We start from the raw sequence: 22,040 nt of genomic DNA on the forward strand, positions 1-22,040 counted from the left end.
CGTCAGGACGCGGGCTGGTGGAGCCAGGGTGCGCTGGTCGCCCAGAACATCACGTCCGCGCCCAGACGCCGGCCGCCGAAGTCGACGAACTCCTCCTTGGTGTACGGCTTGCCGGTCGACGGGTTGGTGTACTCGAAGTCCGGTTCCTGCACCGCCATCGCCACCATGGGGAGCAGCCCGCGGTACCGTTCGAAGAAGGGGTAGGAGTTCTCCATCTGCGCCGGGCGGTTGGGCAGCACGTCCGGTCCGCCCAGACCCACACCGTGGGCCTTGGCGAATTCGAAGGTCCTCGCCATGTAGCCGTGGTCGTTGTTCCACTCACCGGGCCAGAAGTTCACGTACTGGATGAACTGCGTCCGCTTGAAGACCTTGGCGCCGAAGGCCATGTTGTCGAGTTCGGCCCGGAAGTACGATTCGTCGGTGTAGCCGCTGTGGTCCTTTCCCAGATCCACTTGGGTGGCGGTCTCCGGAAGGTTCACCCCTGCCAGACGCCCGTCGAAGCGGTCGGCGAGCGCCCGGAGCAGGCTCTGGAAGCGTTGGCGCACCTCGGGGTTCCACTGGGCTGCAACGGCTCCGGGTTCGCCGGGCCCCAGTCCGTTCTCGTTCGTGGTCGGGGCGGCGCCGCCGGCGTACTCCGGGTCCGTGAGCAGGTAGTTCGGCAGCCGGGTGGGAGCGCTGAAGAAGCGGTCCTGTACCTGGACGAACAGCTTCTTGTGACGGGCCCGGAGGTAGGTGAGGGCCTCTTCGATCGCGGAGAAGTCGTACTGGTCCTTCTGCGGTTCCAGGGCCTTCCAGGGCACGACCACCTGCACACCTGCGATGTCGGGCCGGTCGATCAAGGGCTTGACTTCGGTGTCGAAGTCCCCGATCGAGGAATAGAGGTACTGGGCCGGAGCCGGGGTCCGTGCCGCGTGCCCGGAACCGGCGGGAGCTGCCGCGGCCGTCGGCACGAGGCCGGGGTGCGCGAGGGCCGCGGCAAGGAGAACGCCGAGCACGGCGGAGAGTCGTCGGGTCGTCATGAGCGGCGAGAGTAGGAAGCAATCCTAAGAAGATCGTAAGACCGCCGACGTGCTCAGTTGCTCGTTGTGGCCAGCTTCGCCGCAAAGCCGAGGAATACCGCTCCTGCCGCCGTCGTGAGACCCGCCGACAGCTTTCGGCGGCGGCGGAACTGCGAGGCGAGGTACGTACCACTGAAGATCAACACGGTGACGTACGCGATGCTGATGACCTGGTAGACGACGGCGAGCAGCGCGAAGGACAGCCCCGGGTACGGGTACTGCGGATCAACGAACTGGACGAAGAACGAGATGAAGAACAAGATCGCCTTCGGGTTCAGAAGGGTGATCACCAGGGATCGCCGGAACAGCTTGTCGCCCGTCGACGGATCGGGCGCAGCTGCGGCGTCCTCCGCGGTCTGCCGGTTGCGGCGTCGCCACATCGCCCACGCCGCCCGGATCATGCCCACCGCGATCCAGGTCAGGTAGCCGGCGCCGGCGTACTTCACGACGGCGAACACCAGCTCGTTGGCCTGCAGCAACGAAGCGAGCCCGGCAGCCGTCGCAACCATGAGCAGGGTCTCCCCCAGGAACACCCCTACCGCGGAGCGATAGCCGGCCCTGACCCCGAGCCGCGCGGCGACCGACAGCGTGAACAAGGAACTCGGCCCCGGCAGCAGAATGATCAGCAGCGCTCCCAAGGCATAAGTCAGCGGATTCTGTACTCCCAGCATTCGGCACCCTTCTCCTCGCCCACCGGCTTCCGGCGGGCGACCGCGCTCCTAGCGGCACGGCTATCCGACGTTGTTTCCCGTGCGCACGTTGTGCGCGCTCACCATCTCATCCACTTCACCGATGCGCTCAAGGGCGTAACTCTCGCTGATGTGAGTGAACTTCTCCGCCCAGAAAGCGCCCAGCTCGTCGATGTCGAGCAAATCCTGATCCCCGAACCTGGCGAACATCTCCTCCCTGTCCCGCCGCGTCACGGTGATTCCCAGAGCGGCCAGGTAGCTGTCGATCTCTTCGCTGCTCTTGAAGAAGTTCGGCCGCTCGTAGTCGACCAGCAGATCCCATGCGGGGCTGTTGGGCAACGGAATAAACCGTGAGAACTCCACGGAGGATAGCTCCACCTCCCCCAGCATCTGCCGGATCCCGGCGATGGTGCGGTCCAGCGTCTCCGGCCGCTCGCCCGGCGCTCCGGCGATGTACGAGGCGTGAACCGAGATACCCGCTTTGTTCAGCATGCGGATGGCTTCGAGATTGGTGGCGCCGGTCGTCTTGTTCTTCCGTTGCGCCTCAAGCATTTCGGGGTCGGCGGCGTCCAGTCCGATATTGGCACGTGTGACGCCCAGTCGCCGGAGCTTGTCCACGTTGTTGCGCTTGGTCAGCCCGAGGGCGCGCGCGTAGACCATGACCTGCAGATCGCCGTCGTCGATGCGGCGCTTCAGGTGGGGCGGTGTGGAGTCGATGAGGGCGTCCACGTAGCGGGGGCTGGCGGTGAAGCTGTCGTAGACCTCGAAGAAGAGGTTGATGCCGTGCTCGCGGTTGTACTGGTCGATCGTCTTCCAGAATCCTCGGGGATCACCCGTATTGACGGTCAGGTCCGCGATGGAGCAGTAGGTGCACCGCTTGTAGCCGTTCTCGCAGCCACGTGCGTTGTTCACCGTCACCGGACGCACGTGATGGCCGTGGAGGTGGCCGAACTGCTCGCGGTAGTTCTCTGCATAGACGTCGAGCACGTCGTCTATGAAGGCGAGGTCAGGAATCGTGTTGCGCAGCGAGAGCGCATACTTGGGTGCGGGATTGACGTGGATCATGCCGTCCCGCCGGTAGGCGAGTGACGAGACCTCGGATAACAAGCCCGTGCCGTCGAGGAGCGTGCGGATCAGCTCCACGAACGGAATCTCGCCGCCGTCGTTGGCTATGACGTAGTCGATCTGTGGCCGGTTGCGAAGAATCATGTCGGGAAAGAAGATCGCGTGGTCGTCACCGAGAACCACCTCAGCCCCGCACGCCTTGGCCGTCTCGGCGATTTTGAGAGCCTCCGAGTAGGTGGGTGTCAGCGCGCTGATGCCTACGACGTCGGGCGCGAAATCCCGCACGTACTGCTGTACGGCCTCGGTGTTGCTGATGCCGCCATCGACGACTCGGATGTCGACGCGGTCGCCCAGCGCTTCTCGCGTCGCCGTGGCGAGCTGGACGATCCCTATGTGCGGGTAGCAAGCGTAGTTCGACGCGTTCCTGTTGTCGGTGGGGTTGGGGGCATTCGCGAGCAGTAGCTTCAGCGTCATTCCATCACCTTGTGCAGGGGGATCGAAGCGGACGGCTGGCGGCAGCACGTCCGCACGGATCATGAACATTTGCACACGGGATGTGTATGTACGAGGCACCTATCGGCCAGCGTGGCAGTCGAAACCGGACATCCTGGTTCCGCGGACCGGATCAGCTCGCCAGCGGGGCTCGCCAGCGGGCGTGGCCGCTCTCACCCGTGCATGGCTCGGGCCGGGGAGGGGACGCACAGGCACGGGTGCGCTGCCTCTTGTGGCAGCGCACCCGTGCCGGGATGTCGGTGCGAGCCGTCAGCCGCGCTGTCCTTCGCGGGCGAGGGCGGGTACGAAGCGGGCCGCGTCCAGCGTGCCGACGCCGGTGGCCATGTCGTAGCCGTTCACCGCCGTGTAGCCCGTGACGCCCTCGTAGCTGTTGTTCGTACCGTCGTTGACGTCGACGAGGCCGGTGGAACGGTCATGGGCGGAGCGCCCGTACAGGCAGTACAGCGCCTCGTTGATGTTCCCCAGGCGCTTGCCCGCAGCCTGGTCGGCCAGGGCCACGATGCCGGAGAACAGCGGGCTGGACTCGCTGGTGCCGCCGGAGACGTCCCAGCCGGCGGACGCCGGGTCATAGCTCGTGTAGATCCACGCGCCGCCGTCGACCGCAGCGGCCATCGAGATGTCCGGGGTGCCGCGCTGCGCGCCGACGATGCCCTTGACTCCGTTCTGGAAGGCCGGGCGCTTGAACACGTGCGACTGGCCTCCGCCACCCGCGCCGTTGTCGTTGTAGACGCTCTCGGGGGCGGTCCGCCTGCCCGCGTCGTTCAGGTGCAGCTGGGTGCCGCCGATGGAGGTCACCAACGGGTCCGAGGAGGGCCAGGAGTTGACGGGGTGGTCGTAGTAGGCACTGCCGTCGGCGTTGTAGTCGGTGGCTCCGCCGTCGCCGGAGGAGGCGAGCACGGTGACGTGGTTGCGCGCCGCGGCCTCGAACGCGTAGCGCAGGTTCTTGATGCTGGAGAAGTCACCCTTGTCGAAACCCGGGAAGGTGTTCTCGGTCGCACCGAAGCTCTGCGTGATCACGTCGCCGATGCCGCGGTCGATGAGGGACTTCTCGGCGTCCATCATCTCCGGCAGGCCGGTGGTGCCTTCGGTCTCCGCGACCGCCGTCTCGACCACGACGATCTTCGCGTCCGGCGCCACCGCGTGCGCCATCTCCACGTCGAGGGTCGTCTCGCCGGCCCAGCCCAGCATGTCGGCGTTCTTCGGGTCCCACGCTGGGACGTTGCCCCACTTGATCACCTCGACCTTGGTGCTGGGTATCCCGAACTGCTTGCTGTAGACGTCCAGATCGTGCTGGACGGTCGGCGAGCCGAAGGAGTCCACGATGACGATCGTGCGGCCCTTGCCGGTGATGCCCGCCTTGTACAGCGGGTTCAGGTGGTACGCCTCGCGGTACTGGAGCGGGGTGTAGCAGGCGATCTTCCACTTGGTCCGGCACTCCTCGATGGAGAGCGGGCTGCCCACGGAGCGGATCAGCTGATGTCCCGCGACGGCCGGACGGGCCACGGTGTGCGGGACCACTGAGGTGTGCGCGGCGGAGGCGGTCGCGATACCGGTGCCGGAACCGGTCAGTGGGGCGGCCGCCATCGCAGTGAGCGCGAGGCCGACGGCAGCGGCCGTGGCGGCTGCGGAACGCGGCCACGTACGACGAACTGGATGCATTGCAGACTCCCTGGGGGGTGGCGCCGCGCAGAGCGGCTTCCGTGATCTCACCCGGCAAGTCATGTGCAGGACAAGGCTATTTGACGCTTGATGCCGAACGCTTTACCTGATTGCGCAGTACGCCGCCTCCACGGCCGCCCGCACCACCACGCCCCGGCCACCGGCGAACGCCCGCAGCACCCGCACACCCCGACCCGAGCAAGTCCCGCCCCAGGTCAGCCCTGTCGGGCGCGCCCGAGGCAGCCGATCGCCCACCCAGAACGTCCGCTCAGCGAACACCCAACGGCGAAATCCGGACCCGATTCGGCCGATTCATGACGCGCTCCTGACAAAGATCGCGATCGCTGGCACTCTCTCCCCATCCCCGCACGGACCAGCTCCGCACAGCTCTGCCCGGCCGGCCTCATCCCAGCCGCCCGGTAACCCCCCACAGGCAGAAGGAGTCAGCGTGAAGTCCACGCCTCGTCGTAACACCACCGCCACTGGTGCCCTGCTCGCCGCAGCCGCCCTGCTCACCGTAGGTGTCCAGGCAGGCAGCGCCAGCGCGCAGCCCGAGCAGTCCGCGAAGGCCGCAGCCCCCGAGGGCCAGCCGGTGCGCAACCCGGGCGCACTGCCCGCACAGCTCTCCCCGTCCCAGCGCGCCGAGCTCATAGCGAAGGCCCAGAGCGCCACGGCCGCGACGGCCAAGGAGCTCGGCCTCGACTCCCAGGAGAAGCTCCTCGTCCACGATGTGGTCAAGGATCAGGACGGTACCACCCACACCCGGTACGAGCGCACGTACGATGGACTCCCGGTCCTCGGCGGCGACTTGGTCGTCAGCCGTACGTCGGCCAACGCGACGCAGAGCGTCAGCAAGGCGTCCGACGCCCAGCTGGCGGGCGTCTCCACGTCCGCCCCGGCCGACGCTCCGGCGGCCGCCTCCGCGCAGGCCCTCGACGCCGCGAAGGCGGTCGGCTCCAAGGCCACCAAGGCCGACGCCGCCCCCCGCAAGGTCGTGTGGATGGCCAAGGGCGTGCCGACCCTCGCCTACGAGACCGTCATCGGCGGGCTCCAGGACGACGGCACCCCCAACCAGCTCCACGTCATCACCGATGCCAAGACCGGCGCCAAGCTCCACCAGTGGCAGGGCATCGAGACCGGTGTCGGCAACACCCACTACAGCGGTCAGGTCACCCTCGGCACCTCGAAGTCCGGTTCGAACTTCACGCTGAACGACACGGGCCGCGGCAGCCACAAGACGTACAACCTCAACCACGGTACGTCCGGCACGGGATCACTTTTCAGCCAGACCACCGACACCTGGGGCAACGGAGCCAACTCCAACGCCGCCACCGCGGGCGCCGACGCCGCCTATGGCGCCGGGGTCACCTGGGACTTCTACAAGAACGTCCTGGGCCGGTCCGGCATCCGCGGCGACGGCGTCGCCGCCTACTCCCGGGTCCACTACGGAAACGCGTACGTCAACGCGTTCTGGGACGACAGCTGCTTCTGCATGACCTACGGCGACGGAACCGGCAACAACGACCCGCTGACCTCACTGGACGTCGCCGGTCACGAGATGACGCACGGCGTCACCGCCGCCACCGCCGGTCTCGAGTACAGCGCCGAGTCGGGTGGCCTGAACGAGGCGACCTCCGACATCATGGGCACCTCGGTCGAGTTCTACGCCAACAACTCCAGCGCGCCGGGCAACTACCTCATCGGCGAGCAGATCGACATCAACGGCGACGGCACCCCGCTGCGCTACATGGACAAGCCGAGCAAGGACGGCGGCTCCAAGGACGCGTGGTACTCGGGCATCGGCAGCCTCGACGTCCACTACTCCTCCGGCCCGGCGAACCACTGGTTCTACCTGGCCTCCGAGGGCTCCGGCGCCAAGACGGTCAACGGCGTCAACTACGACTCGCCCACCTCCGACGGTCTGCCCGTCACCGGCATCGGCCGGGACAAGGCGCAGCTGATCTGGTACAAGGCGCTCACCACCAAGTTCAACTCCAGCACCGACTACAAGGGCGCCCGCGACGGCACGATCGCCGCGGCGACCGAGCTGTACGGCGCCGGCAGCCCCGAGGTCAAGAACATCACCGACGCCTGGGCCGCCGTCAACGTGGGCGCCCGTTCGAACGGCGGCACCCCCACTCCGGGCAAGGTCTTCGAGAGCACCACCCAGGTCGCCATCCCGGACTCCCCCGGCCCCGCGGTCACCTCGTCGGTCAGCGTCACCGGTGTCACCGGCAACGCGCCGAGCACCCTCAAGGTCGGCGTGAAGATCATCCACACCTACATCGGTGACCTCCAGATCGACCTCGTGGCGCCCAACGGGACGTCGTACCGCCTGCAGAGCTCCTCCTCGGACTCCGCGGCGAACCTCGACAAGACGTACACCGTCAACGCCTCGGCCGTCGCGGCCAACGGCACCTGGAAGCTGAAGGTCCAGGACAAGGGCGCCGCGGACGTCGGCACCATCACCGACTTCAAGCTCACTTTCTGACCGCCTGACCGCATGACCGCATGACCGCCTGGCTGCAAGACCGCACGACTGGATGACCTGAGCCTGCAAAGGGTCTGAACCCAGGTACGCCGACACCCCCGCCTCCAGGACACAGGAGGACGGGGGTGTCGTGCTGTGGGTGGAGCGAAGTCGCTAGACGAGGAGCCCTCCTATGGGCTGCTCCGTCCAGATGGTCTTCCCGGTACCGGTGAACCGGCAGCCCCAGCGGTCGGTCAGCTGGGCCACGAGGAAGAGGCCACGCCCGCCTTCGTCCGACTCCCGTGCGCGGCGCAGGCGTGGCTGGGTACTGCTGGGGTCGGACACCTCGCATACGAGCACCCGGTCGCGGATCAGCCGGAGCCTCACCGGTCCGCCCGCGTATCGGATCGCGTTCGTGACCAGCTCGCTGACGACGAGCTCCGTCACGAAGCCCAGTTCGTCCAACTCCCATTCGCCCAACTGGCCCACCACCAGTTCACGGGCGTGCGCGACGAGGGACAGGTCGGGTTCGAGCTCCCACTCGGCGACTTGATCCGACGAGAGGGCGTGGGTGCGGGCGAGCAGCAGAGCGACGTCGTCGGCGGGCTCTTGAGGCAGCACGCTTTCGAAGATGCCCTGGCTGATCTCGCCGAGGGTCCGGCTCGGGTCCGCGCCGGCGAGCGAGCTCCTCAGCCTCTCCATTCCCTCCTCGATGTCGCCGTCGCGGCTGTCGACGAGTCCGTCCGTGAAGAACGCGAGCATGCTGCCGGGCTGTACTTCGAACTCCGTGACCTCGAACGGCATGCCGCCGACTCCGAGCGGCGGTCCCGGCATCATGCCGACGAAGGCCGGCTCGTCACCGGGCGATACCAGGGCGGGCGGCGGATGTCCCGCTGTGCCGACGGTGCATTTCCTTGTCACCGGGTCGTAGACGGCGTACAGGCACGTCGCCCCGAGCATCGCCGTCTCGGAGCGCGAATCGCCGGTCATCTCCTCGCTGGAGAGACCGAGCACCAGGTCGTCCAGGTGCGTGAGCAGCTCACCCGGATCCAGATCGAGGTCGGCCAGGGCCTGCACCGCGGTCCTCAGTCGCGCCATGGCCGCGGTGGCGTCGAGTCCATGGCCGACGACGTCCCCGACGACGAACCCGACGCGCAAAGAGGGCAGTGGGATCACGTCGAACCAGTCCCCGCCGACCCCGACGCCGCCACCCGCCGGCTGGTAGACGCCCACCGTCTCCGCAGCCGCGGAATCCAAGGCCGAGCGCGGCAGCAGGCTCCGCTGCAGGGCCACCACCGACCGGTGTTCCTTCGTGTAGCGGCGCGCGTTGTCCACACCGAGCGCGGCTCTGGAGGCGACGTCCTGCAGCAGGGCAGCGTCCTCCCCGCTGAACGCGGAGGGCAACTGACTGCGCCAGACCGTGACGCAGCCGAGGATCAGGCCTCGGGCGTAGAGCGGCACCGCCACGGAGGAGTGCGCCCCGCTCGGCACGAGCAACGGCAGGCTCTCCGGATCCACGCCGAGTCTCGCGTGCAGGATGGCGGCGTCCGGTACCAGCACGGGCAGCCCCTTCATGAGGGGGCGCATCAACGTACTGTCCGTCACGGGAGGAAGTGCCTCGCCCACCGCCAGGAGGTTCTCGGCGGATATCTCGGGGCTCTGCGCAGCGGCGGTCCGGCGCAGGCGGACGTCGCCGCTGGTGTCGAGGTGTGGGGGCTCGTCGCCCACCAGCACCTGCTCGGCGATGTCCACGGTCGCCAGGTCGGCGAAATCAGGAACGAGCAGATTCGCGAGGGTCTCGGCCATCTCGACCACGTCCAGGGAGGCGCCGATGCCCTCGGCGGCGGCATGTGACAGCCCCCTCCGGCGTCGCCACGCGTCTCGCTCCGCTGCCTCCACCGCGGTTTCCGCCGGGGTGACCAGGACGAGCCACTGCGCGGCGGCGTCAGAAGCGCCGGGAGTCTGAGCTGCAAGCCGGACGACCGTGCAGACCAGAGAGCCCATAGGACCCGGAACCTCTTGACCCGCTTGATCGCCACCCGGAACGGTGATCAGGCGACCGGCCGGTCCCTCCCCCGTACCGGCGCGCGGCAGGAGCCCCAGCAAGGAAGCACAGACCTGACCCGGCGAACATTCCAGCAGGGTCGCGGCCAGCTCCGAACGGGCCATGACCACACCTGCGCCGTCCAGTACGACCGCTGCCGTTTCGATGACGGGCACCGAGGCGGGCTTCGGGCCACGACGCTCCGGTTCACGCATGTCGCCTCCACGCACCGTGACCTTCAGTATCGTCCCCGGGGGGAGACCCGGCACCCTCACCGCGCCCCGGCCGGGCGGCGCCTCCGGCTACGGGCCGGTCATCGCATGTCGGCGCTCGGTGACCGTGGCCCGCAGGGCGACCGGAACACCCCCGCTCCCTGAGGGCGGGGGTATCGCGGCTGTCAGGTCAGAAGCTGCATACGACCATTCCGGCGGTGGCTCCGCCGATCATGCCGAGAACGCCGCCGGCGAGGGCGCCGACACCGGCCGCCGGGGCACCTGCCACGGCTCCGGTGATCGCGGTACCGACGGTCCACTGGGCCACGCACTTGTCCCAGGCACCGGCCTTCTTCAGCTTGTCCCCGTACGCCTTCTTCTCCGCGTCCGAGCAGGTATGGCCCTGGGCCCTGGCGCAGGCCTCACCGAGGTCGTCCGTCTGCTGCATCCGCAGCGTCTTCATCAGCTCCGCTGGGCCGTGGCGGCGATGACGAGCCGGCTGCGCCCGGCGGTGGCCGACCGCGCCCGCAGCCACGACGACCCCCGGGTGCGCCGGCTGGCCCAACCGGAGGCCGCCTACGTCGAGTTCCTCGGCCAGTACCCGCCCTCGCTGGAACTGGTCCGGATGGAACGCACGGCCTGTCCGGAGCGCGCCTCGGCAGCTCAATGGCGGGCGAGCGCCTACCTGGCGGGCGCGCCGGGCCTTCCCGTCGACCTGGTGGAACGACTGGCCGCCGACGCGGAGCCCGGTGTAGGGGCATCGGCCGCCGTCAACCCCGGCCTGCCGCTGCACTGCCTGGCCCTGCTGCTGGCGGACCCCTCCCCCTACCTCGCCGAGGCAGCAGGCGCGTCTGCTCTCCTGCCGGTGGCCTGGATGGACTCCCTGCTGGCTCAGGAGGGGCTCTGACCCGGCCGACTGGAGCACCAAGATGACGTTCCCGGCCGGAACCCGTGAAACGCCTGTTCGTACACCGGACCTCGGGACCGGCGGATGGTTTGGGCGGCCCGGCGCTACTGCCTCCAGAGCGCTCTGGTCACCGGGCCTCGCCCGCGCACGCCTTGTCGACGCGGACTGAGCCGACCATAGCCACAGCAAGTCGGCGCCCCGCCTGAGAAGCACAGCATTCGGCATCCCGTGTGACATGCGCGGTCGAGCGTTGACGCCCCACACTGACACCAGGCGCTGGACGGTCATCCCGGAGGCGGCCTTCACCAGTTCCGCCGGCACATCCGGGGACGCGGCACCCCGAGAGCCCCTCCTGCGCGTTGGCTCCGCAGCCTCGCATCCTCGAAGCCGTCGTTCGGAGAGATTTCTCCGTCCATCCGTCACGTTCTCCCTTCGGGGCCCGTCAGTGATGTGACGCGGACCGCCCGACGGGAGGACAACACGATGCTGAAGAACATCATGTACGTGACGCTTTGTGTCACCGACCAGGACCGCGCGCTGAGGTTCTACACGGAACAGCTCGGCCTGGAGAAGCGCGTCGACTCCGCGACCGCAGCGTGACCTTCGACCAGCCCGAACCGGAGGACTACGGGTTCGGTGTTCGCATCGAGGCAGCGGATCCCGACGGCAACCGGATATCGCTGCGCCAGCGCGCGGCCTGGCAGAGCCATGGCGAAGGCTGAGCATTCGCAGGACCGGGGTGGCCGGCGCCGTCCGCCGCCGGTCACCCCGGGATCGGATCTCCGCCGACAACACCAGGCCCTCGTCCGGGCCGGCCGGGGTAGCGCCCGAGCCCGAGCCGAGGCCGGAGACGGAGTCTGGTGATGCGATCAAGGCGGGACGGAGGTGCGATGGAACCGTCCCCACAGACCGTCGCGCGGCCCGCGGCTTCCCTGGAGAGTGACGGTGATCCCCGTGACGACCGTACGCGCCGTGGCCGATGGACGGCGAAACGAACGCCCCCCGCGCGAGCGGAGGTGGAGGGCGGCGGCCGCCGCCGCTGTCTGCGCGCTCTGCGTCGCGTTCGCCTTCGCCACCCCGCCGGCGCAGGCCGCCCCCACCCCGTCCGAGCCGTGCACGTCCGGCTGGGTGTGCGGCTGGACCGGCCCCGACTACACGGGCGTGGCAAGCTTCGTCTCGCAGGACATGCCGCGTTACCCGGAGACGACCGCGTACGTCGGATTCAACGGTGGTGCATCCGTGTGGAACGGTGCCGGAACATGGCGCCGCGGCGGCCTGCAGTGGGGGCGCTGCGTCACCGTGTACAGCGGCACCGAGTATCGGGGGCAGAGCCGGACCATACGCCCTGATCAGGGCATCGCCCGGATCCCCGCGTCGTTCGGGAACATCCACTCCAACCGGTTCCACACGTGCCGGCTGACCTGACCCGGTGCCGGCGGCCGCGCGGGACGATCGCCGCGGTGCCTGCCGCCAACGGCACCATGTCCTCGGCGCTGCCTGAGCCGGCGGGACGGAAGTAGAGGCGGACACCGCCGGTCAGGCAGCACACCGCCTCCTCGGCCTCCGTCTCCGCGTGGAACGCCGCGATCTGCCAGGCGCCGGGACTGCTTCTGCTCGTATGCCGCACCCACGCCCACATACAGCGCGGCCGGGCCGGGCCCGTAGGCGGCCCGGCGCGTCATCCGTCCGAGGGGCGCGCCGGGGCGGTCCGGGCCGGTTGGGGGCCCGTTTGCGGGACGGCGGCAGCATGCGCCGCGGCCCCCTCCCTCTGCGTCGACGCATCCGCGGCGCCTTCGCCGAGCAGTAGTGCAGCGACCGCCTCCGGGGCCTCATGCATCGCGTCGTGGCCGGTTGGGAGGTCGTGGACCTGCCAACCGGGATCGGCTTGGAGTCGGGTGCGGAGTTCGGAGAACGGCGTCCGGTCTTCCCATCCCGAGCAGTAGATGAACTCCCGACGGGGGACCTGGGCGAGCGTGCCTGCGAGCCGGATCGTTTGCAAGAACGAGGCGAGGGGATGAGGACGGCGGCGGGGATCGCCGCCGTCCGGCGGTCGGACGGAGTAGCCGGTGGTCGCGGCGCCGACAGCGAACGCTTCCCGGTAGCGCTCGGTCGTTGACGACCAGCACGACTCGCCGTCGCGCGGTACGTAGGCGTCGAGATGCACCAGTCGTGAGATCCGGCCGTCAGCGCGATCGGCGGCGGCCGCGATCACCATCCCGCCGTAGCTGTGGCCGACCAGCGTCGCGCTGGCGATGTGGGCACGATCGAGGAGCCGCAGTACGTCGTCGGCATGCGTGTCGAGGTTGGCGGTCGCGACCGTCACGTTGTCGTCGTCTGGCCGCAGACCGGTCAGGGTCAGGGCGTGAACGGCATGACCTGCACGCTCCAGCAGCGGAACCACCGCTTCGAACGACCATGCGCCATGCCAACCGCCGGGCACGAGGACGAACGTCGCCATGCGCTTCTCCTTCTCCCTCAAGCCGCGGCATCGAGGCACGCTGCCTCCATGACATGTGGTTCGGTCAGGCGCTCTGCGCGACTGAAGACCACCCCGGCATGGAGGAAGTGTCACCAGATGAAGGTGTGGCTTGTTACCGATAGGATGCCAACTCATGCCTGTTCGCCGCCGACCTTGCCTGATCGCCGGCGTGACGTCACACGTGTGGCCGTCCGGCGGGCGCCACCTCTGGCCGTCCGGCGAAACAAGCGCAGTGCAGTCGCACGCACGGGGACACCTGGTGTACGCAGCCAGCGGAGTCTTGGCAGTTCACACCGGGCGCGGCACGTCGATCGTTCCCGCCAACCGGGTCGCCTGGACCCCCGCCGGGTTCACGCACTATCACCGCGCCCACGGCGACACCGACATGCGGATCGTCTTCCTCACGCCATCCCTCGCCCGGCTCACACCAGACCGTCCCGCCGTGTTCCTGGCCACCGACCTCGCCCGCGAGGTCCTGCTCGCGCTGACCGGCCCCCGCAACTACGACGACGCCAGCGCCGCTCCTGAGTACAGCCGCTCCGCGCGCTCTCGCCTCCTTCGAGTCCTCGTCGATGAACTCCGCGAAGCACACGAACAGCCACTGCACCTGCCGGAGCCGCGGGACGACCGACTACAAGCCATTGCCCGGATGCTGTACGAGAAGCCGGCGGACAACGCCACGCTCGCCGAACTCGGGAAGACGATCGGAGCCAGCACCCGCACCCTCAGCCGACTGCTCCGCAACGAACTCGGCATGACCTTCTATGAGTGGCGCACGCAGCTACGCGTCTACCACGCGCTCGTGCTCCTCGCCGATGGCCACGACACCATCCGAACCGCCTACGCCTGCGGATGGGCCAACCCCAGCAGCTTCATCGCGGCGTTCACCAACATCATCGGAACGACCCCGGGCCGCTACCGAACCAGCCAGCCATCGGCTTGACCACGCGACAAGCCAGGTCCGCACGATCAGGCTCGGAGCGTCGGCCGGCTCCTGCTGAGCCGGCCGCGCCCGCGCGCCTCTTCCCGTACCAGCCGTCAGCTGTCAGCTGTCAGCTGTCTGAGCGCAATGCCCCGTGGACGCGTAGGTCGCCGTTGATCGCAACCAAGTCGTCGCGGGTGTGCATGATCCATCCGACGTCGGCGTTACGGACCGACAGGTGTCCGTTCGCGTTCACCTTTCCCTCGAACTCCGACTCCGCGTGGACGATCAGTCGCGGTGGCCCGTCCTGCGTCTCCAGCACGTTGTCGACGGTCAACCCTCCCTGGAGGGTGAGACGTTCCTTGACCTGGGCTCGATGGGTGATCAAGTCGTTCAGGTCCGCCTTGTCGGCCGCGACGGTGCCCCACTGGCGGTTTTCGGCGCCCTGGAAGACGTTCAGCCCGGCGGCCGGGAATTCGATCCACCCGTCGGCGGCTGTACGGCCCTGCACCCACTTGGTGTTGATGCCGTTCAGGTCCGCCTTGTCGGCGGCGACGGTTCCCCACTCCTGGTTCCCGTCCTTGCGTACGCTCACTCCGGACTGCGGGAACTCGATCCACCCCTTGCCCGCGTCGCGGTCCCCCACCCACTGGGTGTTGATGCCGTTCACGCTGATCTTGTCAGCCGTGACAGTACCCAGATCGCCTCCCGCGCCATGGCCGACCTTGATCCCGTCCGACGGGAACCGGATCCACCCGGCACCACTGTCCCGACCCCGCACCCACGTCGCGGTCACCGTCTCGACGTCTGCCGTGGCCGCCGCGACGGTGCCCAGCGCCTGGGCGTCGTCCTGGAACTGCGCGCCCCGCGTGGTGAAGGTGACCCGGCCCCTGTTCTGCGTGCCTTCGACCCACGGGGTGTGCACCCCGGTCGTCGCCGTCACGCTCTCGAACTCGGGGCTGCGCAGGTGGACGGTGGTCGTGAGGAAGGACCCCGGCTGCTGCGAGCCCGGTGAGGTGGCCATCAGGATGTACGTGGCATCCCGCTTCGGCTCCTGGCCCGCCTTCGGCGACCACTCCCAGCCGGACGCCCCTTTCAGGCGATAGGCCGCGTCGCTGCACGCCTTGTGCGTGGCCGTCACGTCCAGCCAGCCCGCCGAGAACTTGTGCGAGGCCCCGGGGTACTTCTTCGCGAGCGACTCAACCTTCGCCGTCACCGCGTCCACGAACTTGCCGTACGTCGCGTCGCCGTGCGCGCTGTCGGGGAGGTCGAAGTCGATGACCTCGTCCACGCCGATCGCCTTCGCCGAGGCCGTGAACTCGGCCGTACGCGCGGACACGATCTTGTTTGCGCCGTCGGTGGGCCAGTTCAGGTCGTGCCAGTGGTCCGGGGCCGCACACCGGTCACGCAGTCCCCAGGCTCCGACGTTCATCAGCCTGGCCAGGCCGTCGTTCTCGCCCCTGCTGACGAGCACGAGGTACACCGGACGGCCCGCTGCCTTGTGCTCCAGGATCGACCCGGCCATGCCGATGGCCTCGTCGTCCTGGTGCGGGGCGTAGAAGATCGCCGGGGCGCCGGCTGCGGAGGCGCGAGGAGCTCCGAGGGCGGCCTGTGTCGCCACGGCGGCCGCGGTCAGTGCGCCGGCGGCCAGGACGTGGCGGCGGGAAAGGCCATGGGTGGTGCGGTCGTTGTGCTGTTCGTGCTCACGAGTGTTCCCCTTGAGATGATCGGATCGCTCCCTGACGTACGGTGGCGGGCACCCGGACCGGTGCGCCGTCACCGCTGCGTGTACGGCCGATGCGAAGGCAGGCGTGAGGCGGCGCACCCGGCCGGCCGTCGGACACGCGCGCCCGGCGACCGCTGCCGCGTTCCCCTGTCCGGGACGCTGCCTCGCAGGCCAAGTCGATCACTGCGGAGTGGCTGGTTCCAGACGGTTTCACCAGCAGGAATACGGACCGGCTTACTCTTGCCGGAAGCAACTCGCGTGGCTGTGCCGCGCCGACCGGGGGACGCCGCACCATCCCCCCTCGCAGCCAGCCCCTCCGCCAGGGCCGGCTGGACAGGCCGGCGCACCGCGCTGCCCAGGCCAGGGCGGCGGCCACCGTGCCAGTACACCCTCCACGTAGGTCGCACTACTCCCACGTGACCAGGTAGCTCTCGTGCCGAACGCACCCGCCGTCGGCAAGGAGCGTCGGCTCCCCCGAGTACCAGTCGGGCCTCAACGACAGTTCGATGCCATGGTCGTTGGTCGTCCGAACCCCCGGCAGGCCGGCTCCCGGCTCACCGTTTCCGGGCGCGGCTATGTCGTGCACCTTCAGGCCCTGCCCAGACCACGCATCGCGGAGTGTCTCCAGCGCTGCCGCGTACGCCCCGCGGTCCGCGAAGTCGGGTGCCCAGGTGACGCTCGGCTGGTCACGGGTGACGCCCTCGGAGTCGACACCGAGATCGTCCTTGCAGGAGGCGTTGGCCATCTCACGCCGGTCCACGATTGACGAGGGGACCATCCCCAGCCCCCGCACCGCGTCCTCGCCCGCCTCCTGCGTCAGCCTCAGGTGCTCGCGAAACTCCGTCTCCGACATCACCCGACCGCCCGCGCAGCCTTGAGTAAGTGCCCCGACGAGCAACACCGCGCCGCCCACGGTCAGCACCCTGCCTCGCCGGCGAAACGGCGCGGGGTCCCGCGGACGGGTGGTGGGAAAGAGAGTCGTAGTCATGGGCCCATCCCAGCAGGCGGATCCCACCGGCCACTACCGCTCCCGTACTCAGACGCCGGTGAGTACACGGAGCACCTGCGACCAAACGACCGTCGGCGCGACCGGCCGCGATCGTTGAAAAGGAGGGCGCTGCGCGTTCAGTCTCTCGCTGACCAACCCGGCAGTCCCTGCCGAGCAGCGGGTCCGGATGGCAAATCCCTCCCGGACCACGACCTGGTCCCCGTCGAAACCGGTGATCGCCTTCCCGGAGGAGACGCGCTGCGCCGGGAGCCGGGTCTCAGGTACTCCGGTGGCGACGATCTCTATCCGACCAGGCGCCGGCGCCACTCCAGGGAGGCGGTGATGCCCCGGCCCGGGTCACCGTCCCAATCGGCCTGGAGACCGACTGCTTCCAGGGCGGCCACGACCTCGTGGCCGATGGCCGCAGTGGTCTCGGACGAGCCGTCGAAGCCTCCGTACAAGAGCATCAGTCCGTGGCCGGCAGCGGCGGAGTCCGTGCACTGGGAGTGGAAATAGACGAAGCCACGGGCGTCGGTCCCGCCTTCGCCACCGATCTCGGACTGGCCGCAGCTGCGGCAGCAGGTGAAGTTCTCGCGGGCGGTGATACCGGCCTCCTGCAGGGCGGTGAACGCGCGGGTGAGCCGTTCCGGGTCGGTCTCGCCCTGCCATCCGGCCTGCTCCGCGACGCGCTCCAACCACATCCGGTCGGCCAGTGCCTCCGCCTGCCCGCGGGATACGGGCCGACGGTCCGCGGTGACCAGGTACTCCTCGGCGAGCTCCGCCAGTTCGGCGCGGTCGGCATAGCCGCCGGCCAACACCTCGCGGACGCGCTTCTCCAACTCCTCGCGCTCGCCTTCGTCCAGGTCGAGCGGCGGCACCTCACGCGTGGGGCCCATATCCAGCAGAGACCAGGTCAGATCAGTGCTCCAACCAGACCGCTGCCTGGCCCAGCCGGTCATCGCCTCAATCACGGCCTCGGAACCGTCGACCATCACCTGGAAGTGCCGGTCGGCGGCACCGTCGCGGTGCTCCAGCGTGTAACCCCCGCCGGCCTCGTGCCAGACCTGGGCGAAGACGTCGGGCAGGTCGGGTATCCGATGAACCACCAGAAACCGGTCACCCTCACCGCCGATTCGCCGGACCAGCCCAGCCAACCCTTCGGCGAACACACGAACGTGCCGCTCCCCGTTCTCCGCCTTCACCACGATCTCAAGCATGCGCAGACTCTGACACACCCCCCTGACCGCAGACCCCCCGGGACCCACGACGCAGCTTGAGGAAACGGCTTTGCGCCCCATGTGATCGGCGTGGATGCTGACTGACCGGAGGTACTGAAGATGATCGATGTTGTGCTGAAGCTGTCAGCCCGTGATTTGGTGCAGGCGGATCTGGCGTCGTGCGGGTGGGCAGGGTCTGACCACCACTTGGCCGGCGTCGCCGAGCAGTTGGAGCGTGCCCGGATCGGTGAGGTCGACTACCTGGCGGTCTGCCCTGCAACGGACATCCCAGTGGCGAAGGGCGGCGTCGACTACCAGGCCAAGGAGGGCGTCGGCACTTTGTGGCAGCTGGCAGTCCACCCCGCATTGCAGTCGTGCGGGATCGGCACGTTCCTTGTCGAAGCAGCAGAACTGCGGATCAGGAACCGCGGTCTGCGGCATGCCGAGCTGGCTGTGGAGGAAAGCAACCCCCGGGCACGTGCGCTATACGAGCGGCTGGGCTATGTCGCATACGGCCGCCAGCCGGACTCGTGGGACGAACAAGCTCCGGATGGATCGCTGCACCGCTACGAAACGATGTGCATGTTGATGCGGAAGGAGCTCTCTTAGGCTCAGCCGCGGGCGCCACCCTCCAAGTTCGTCAGCCATGGTGGAGGCCTCACTGTCGGAGATCCAGTAGCTGTGGCGAAGCGACCGCCTCGCATGGGTGCGCAAGGCGGCCGGGGCCAGGTGCTCTGCGGGCAGAGTCAGGCGGACCGGCGACTGCCGGCGCCGGGTCGCGCAGGCCGAGGGGCATCATGATCCGTATGACTTCCGCAGAGTTCCTTCCTTCCATCGATGCCTCCTCTTCCAGCGTCACCGCGCGGGATTTTGCGTCGACCGGCCGTCGTGTGCTCATCAGCGGTGCCTCGCGGGGACTGGGCCGTGCGCTCGCTCAGGCGTTCGCAGCCAATGGGGACCGGGTGGCTGTCCACTTCGGCTCGCGGCGTGGGAAGGCTGAGGAGACCCTCGCTTCCCTCGCCGGTACGGGGCATGTACTTGCCGGGGGCGACCTGTCCACACCGGACGGTGCGCGAGCCGTGGCCGAGGCCGCGGCCGGAGGGCTCGGCGGGCTGGACGTACTGGTGAACAACGCCGCTGTGAACCTTCCGCATCCGCTCGCCACCACCTCGTACGAGAACTGGGCGGCCGCCTGGCAGAGTCACGTATCCGTCAACCTCCTCGCGACGGCGAATCTCAGCCACCTCGCGGCCAGCCGGATGATCGAGCAGGGCGGCGGTGGCCGGATCGTCAATGTCGGCTCGCGCGGAGCCTTCCGTGGCGAGCCCGACCACCCGGCGTACGGGGCGACGAAGGCGGCGGTGCACGCGCTGGGCCAGTCCCTCGCCGTGCACCTCGCCCCGTACGGAATCGGCGTCGCCTCCGTCGCACCCGGGTTCTTCGAAACGGAGCGGGTCGCGCACCGGCTGAGTGGGGCGGAGGGCGATGCGATCCGTGCCCAGAGCCCGTTCGGGCGAGTGGCGTCGGCGGACGAGATCGCGGCGGCCGTGCTGTGGCTGGCGTCACCGGCGGCCGAATGGGCCTCGGGGACGGTTCTGGACCTCAACGGGGCCTCATACCTGCGTACCTGAGACACGCAAACAGGAAAACTACGCCCGCGCGCCGCCCTCCGCGAAGGCTTTCCGGTAGCCGCAGTCGGTCGACCTACCAGGTCACGGCGCCCGTTCTGCCCAGCCGTGGAGCCTTGACGCAGCGACGGAGATCCATCGCGTCGGCAGCGGACTCGCTCGGCTGCGGGCCGCGCTGCACTTGGCCGCCCGCGACGAATTCCAGCGGGCACTCACCCGGGACAGGATGCGCCAGAAGGTCTGACGGCCGGCTGCGGCCCGCCGGCCGGCGTAGCGGCGCGTCCCCGGCTTCGCGAAATCGGTGTCGGATCTGCGCCGGTCGTACACGGCCTCGCGGCGCCAGCGGGCTCGGGCGGGTGGCGGTGGCCCGGTCCCGGCCGGCCTACGCCGAAGCCGGCCCGATCGCGCCAGCCCGGCCCTCTGCTCATCCACGCTCGAAGGCGTGAACGCCGTTCGTCGCCCTGGCTCCCTGACCAGCGAAGACAAGGCCCACGGCTGTGGTGTCAGTCTGCTGAAGTATCCTTCCCGCCACCGCACACCGACTCGGAGGACCAAGAGAGTTGACTGGCCTGTCTGCGTTCCCTCTGCCCTTTCGTGCTTCCCGTTCCATATCGTTCGCGACACCCCGAACGCTGCGGGAACTTCAGATGATGCAGTGCAGCGCACTCATTCGGGCGAAGCCGGCGTGGTTCGACAAGATGAACGATGCCGACATCGTCGCCAGGTGGACGCAAGAAGCGGTCGCCCAGGGCCTCACCGAAGCGCAGGTTCGTTACGTGCTTGCCGAACTCGTGCATTACGCCGCGCTGCGGGACGGACGAACCGGCGTCGAGGTGTCCGCCGTCGACGGGGTGTGGCAGTCGGACACGCTGGTCGACGACAAGCTCAGGTCCCGGCTGCGCGAGGCGGTGCAGGTTCTGGAGCAGGTCCCGGAATCGGAACAGGACTGGCATCCCGGATCCGATGGCCAGGTGCTGGATCTGGTTCATCCCTCGCTGTTCTGCCTGGTGAGAGAGGTGAGCGGTGCTCCCGAGCGGGCTTGGCAGAATCCGACGGACCGCTATTCGAGGTACGAATTCTCGGAGAAATTCCAGTGGCTGCCCACGGACGTCGACGTCAGTGAAGACGGCGATGTCGCCTTCCGTTCGTACGTCAACAACGTCCACCCCGAGAATCATTGCGAACTAGTGTCCGTCCTGCCAGACTTGTTCGCGCGCTTTCGCCCGCTGCTGGAGAACGTGCTCACCGATCTGCGCCATCCGCGGCCCCTGCGGATCGAGGCGGATCCTTACGGGTGGTACGACTCGGAGCCGGAATATCCGGACAAAGCCTCCCACGGTGATGATGAGGCTTACGCAGAAGCCGTTCGTGCGTACGAAGAGGCCCAGGACGACTGGTGGGAGAACCGCCGTCCGGTCATCCCGGACGCCCCGGCGTTCACCCCTCCCGAGTTGCCCGACGCATCCGCCCGAGTCGACCTGCGCGGCCGTCGTCTCCAGGTCATCGTCAAGCTCGCAACCATTCACCTCACCCCGGACAAGCCCGAGTACCCCGGCGGTTCCTGGCACGTCGAAGGGATGATGAACGAGCGGATCGTCTCGACCGGCATCTACTACTGGGACAGCGAGAACATCACCGAAAGCCGGCTGAGTTTTCGGGCGGCGCTCGACGACCTGAACTACGAACAGAACGACGACAACGGCATGCGTGAGGTCTACGGCCTGGAGGACGAGGACACACTGAACCAGCTGCTGGGATCGACATCGACCCCGGCGGGCCGCTGTCTGGCGTTCCCGAACATCCTGCAACACCGCGTCGACTCATTCCGCCTCATGGACACCACCCGACCGGGATATCGCAAAATTCTCGCGTTCTTCCTGGTTGACCCGTCGGAAAAGATCGTCTCGACATCCGATGTGGCACCGCAACAACCATGGTCCGAAACCTCGACCATGACGCTCGAACAGGCAAAGAACCACCGCGAACAACTCATGCAGGAGCGCAAGTTCTTCGTCGACGAACACAACGAGCAGCTCTACGAACGAGAATTCTCGCTCTGCGAGCACTGAAACCTCGGCCTTGGACCCGCCGGAGCAACGCCAGATTAGATGATTCCTGAGTTCCTGAGTCATCTCCTGCGTGCTCTGTCAGTCACGAAGGATCTTCCAGGTCTTCATGCGGGCGAAGACGTGTCCGCCGTGGGCGCGGGCCTGCTCATGGGACTTGTTGTGGGCCCCCTTTCCGGTCCGGGAGTTCGGCCTGGCCGCGCTCGCGGCGGTGCGGGATGAGGAGTCCGGTGCCGGGGCAGCCGCCGTCAGCGAACGTTGTGGTCTTGCCGACGGCGGCCATGGCGCCGGATTCCTCCAGGCTCCGCAGTCGTTGCGGTTTCCGGCCGACGGCTGCCCGACCACGACGGCCGGGCGGGCGTCGGCGTCGATGACGGCCTGGCGGATGTACGTCTCC

The 22,040-nt window shown here is 68.4% G+C and carries 19 protein-coding genes and 1 pseudogene; 9 read left to right on the forward strand and 11 right to left on the reverse strand.

Annotation, left to right across the window (positions count from 1 at the left end; all coding sequences use genetic code 11):
• Positions 1-2: 2 nt before the first annotated feature.
• From OG509_RS02200 to OG509_RS02215, 4 genes are all read right to left on the reverse strand, one after another.
• Complete coding sequence (locus OG509_RS02200) at positions 3-1,019, reverse strand: hypothetical protein (protein ID WP_406179589.1); 1,017 nt, start codon at positions 1,017-1,019, stop codon at positions 3-5.
• Between the two features lie 53 nt (positions 1,020-1,072).
• On the reverse strand, positions 1,073-1,729 hold the full coding sequence (leuE, locus tag OG509_RS02205; protein WP_406179591.1) for a leucine efflux protein LeuE: 657 nt from the start codon (positions 1,727-1,729) through the stop codon (positions 1,073-1,075).
• A gap of 60 nt (positions 1,730-1,789) precedes the next feature.
• A complete protein-coding gene (locus tag OG509_RS02210) occupies positions 1,790-3,355 on the reverse strand; it encodes a B12-binding domain-containing radical SAM protein (protein ID WP_406179593.1) in 1,566 nt (521 codons plus the stop codon).
• Positions 3,356-3,574: 219 nt separating this feature from the next.
• The gene (locus tag OG509_RS02215) at positions 3,575-4,984 is read right to left on the reverse strand and encodes a S8 family serine peptidase (RefSeq protein ID WP_406179595.1); all 1,410 of its coding nucleotides are present in this window, start codon (positions 4,982-4,984) and stop codon (positions 3,575-3,577) included.
• 448 nt (positions 4,985-5,432) lie between these two features.
• Here OG509_RS02215 and OG509_RS02220 point away from each other — a divergent pair, with 448 nt between their 5' ends.
• On the forward strand, positions 5,433-7,475 hold the full coding sequence (locus tag OG509_RS02220; protein WP_406179597.1) for a M4 family metallopeptidase: 2,043 nt from the start codon (positions 5,433-5,435) through the stop codon (positions 7,473-7,475).
• A gap of 153 nt (positions 7,476-7,628) precedes the next feature.
• On the opposite strand, the gene OG509_RS02225 is transcribed toward OG509_RS02220, so the two are convergent.
• Both OG509_RS02225 and OG509_RS02230 read right to left on the reverse strand, forming a co-directional pair.
• A complete protein-coding gene (locus tag OG509_RS02225; protein ID WP_406179598.1) occupies positions 7,629-9,458 on the reverse strand; it encodes a SpoIIE family protein phosphatase in 1,830 nt (609 codons plus the stop codon).
• Between the two features lie 442 nt (positions 9,459-9,900).
• Positions 9,901-10,173, reverse strand: a complete 273-nt coding sequence (locus OG509_RS02230) for a hypothetical protein (protein ID WP_406179600.1) — start codon at positions 10,171-10,173, stop codon at positions 9,901-9,903.
• 24 nt (positions 10,174-10,197) lie between these two features.
• Between OG509_RS02230 and OG509_RS02235 the strand changes: the two genes are divergently transcribed.
• The 4 genes from OG509_RS02235 to OG509_RS02250 all read left to right on the forward strand — a co-directional run bounded on the left by OG509_RS02235 (position 10,198) and on the right by OG509_RS02250 (position 12,042).
• A complete protein-coding gene (locus OG509_RS02235; RefSeq protein WP_406179602.1) occupies positions 10,198-10,617 on the forward strand; it encodes a hypothetical protein in 420 nt (139 codons plus the stop codon).
• 483 nt (positions 10,618-11,100) lie between these two features.
• Entirely contained in the window at positions 11,101-11,217 is a 117-nt protein-coding gene (locus tag OG509_RS02240; RefSeq protein ID WP_406179603.1) for a VOC family protein, read from the forward strand.
• Positions 11,214-11,339 (forward strand): hypothetical protein, encoded by a 126-nt coding sequence (locus tag OG509_RS02245; protein WP_406179605.1) that lies wholly within the window; start codon positions 11,214-11,216, stop codon positions 11,337-11,339. The genes OG509_RS02240 and OG509_RS02245 overlap by 4 nt, the downstream gene beginning before the upstream one ends.
• Positions 11,340-11,571: 232 nt before the next feature.
• A complete protein-coding gene (locus OG509_RS02250; RefSeq protein WP_406179606.1) occupies positions 11,572-12,042 on the forward strand; it encodes a peptidase inhibitor family I36 protein in 471 nt (156 codons plus the stop codon).
• A 253-nt stretch (positions 12,043-12,295) separates the two neighbouring features.
• Here OG509_RS02250 and OG509_RS02255 read toward each other — a convergent pair whose 3' ends face one another.
• Entirely contained in the window at positions 12,296-13,075 is a 780-nt protein-coding gene (locus OG509_RS02255; RefSeq protein WP_406179607.1) for an alpha/beta fold hydrolase, read from the reverse strand.
• Positions 13,076-13,328: 253 nt separating this feature from the next.
• Here OG509_RS02255 and OG509_RS02260 point away from each other — a divergent pair, with 253 nt between their 5' ends.
• Entirely contained in the window at positions 13,329-14,039 is a 711-nt protein-coding gene (locus tag OG509_RS02260; protein ID WP_406179609.1) for an AraC family transcriptional regulator, read from the forward strand.
• 109 nt (positions 14,040-14,148) lie between these two features.
• Here the strand turns inward: OG509_RS02260 and OG509_RS02265 are convergent, their stop codons facing one another.
• The 3 genes from OG509_RS02265 to OG509_RS02275 form a co-directional block, all read right to left on the reverse strand.
• Entirely contained in the window at positions 14,149-15,639 is a 1,491-nt protein-coding gene (locus tag OG509_RS02265; RefSeq protein ID WP_406179611.1) for a PIG-L deacetylase family protein, read from the reverse strand.
• 511 nt (positions 15,640-16,150) lie between these two features.
• A complete protein-coding gene (locus tag OG509_RS02270; protein ID WP_406179613.1) occupies positions 16,151-16,597 on the reverse strand; it encodes a hypothetical protein in 447 nt (148 codons plus the stop codon).
• Between the two features lie 437 nt (positions 16,598-17,034).
• Entirely contained in the window at positions 17,035-17,949 is a 915-nt protein-coding gene (locus OG509_RS02275) for a DUF6891 domain-containing protein (protein WP_406179615.1), read from the reverse strand.
• A gap of 120 nt (positions 17,950-18,069) precedes the next feature.
• Between OG509_RS02275 and OG509_RS02280 the strand changes: the two genes are divergently transcribed.
• The 3 genes from OG509_RS02280 to OG509_RS02290 all read left to right on the forward strand — a co-directional run bounded on the left by OG509_RS02280 (position 18,070) and on the right by OG509_RS02290 (position 21,646).
• Positions 18,070-18,558, forward strand: coding sequence for a GNAT family N-acetyltransferase (locus tag OG509_RS02280; protein WP_406179617.1), 489 nt, complete (start codon positions 18,070-18,072; stop codon positions 18,556-18,558).
• A 197-nt stretch (positions 18,559-18,755) separates the two neighbouring features.
• A complete protein-coding gene (locus OG509_RS02285; protein WP_406179619.1) occupies positions 18,756-19,580 on the forward strand; it encodes an SDR family NAD(P)-dependent oxidoreductase in 825 nt (274 codons plus the stop codon).
• Between the two features lie 557 nt (positions 19,581-20,137).
• Complete coding sequence (locus OG509_RS02290) at positions 20,138-21,646, forward strand: DUF4246 domain-containing protein (RefSeq protein ID WP_406179621.1); 1,509 nt, start codon at positions 20,138-20,140, stop codon at positions 21,644-21,646.
• Positions 21,647-21,727: 81 nt separating this feature from the next.
• On the opposite strand, the pseudogene OG509_RS02295 reads toward OG509_RS02290, so the two are convergent.
• Positions 21,728-22,024: pseudogene (locus OG509_RS02295) on the reverse strand (transposase family protein); the annotation flags it as partial.
• Between the last annotated feature and the right edge of the window lie 16 nt (positions 22,025-22,040).

It is taken from the genome of Streptomyces sp. NBC_01006 (assembly GCF_045162725.1).
Classification (GTDB): Bacteria; Actinomycetota; Actinomycetes; order Streptomycetales; family Streptomycetaceae; genus Streptomyces.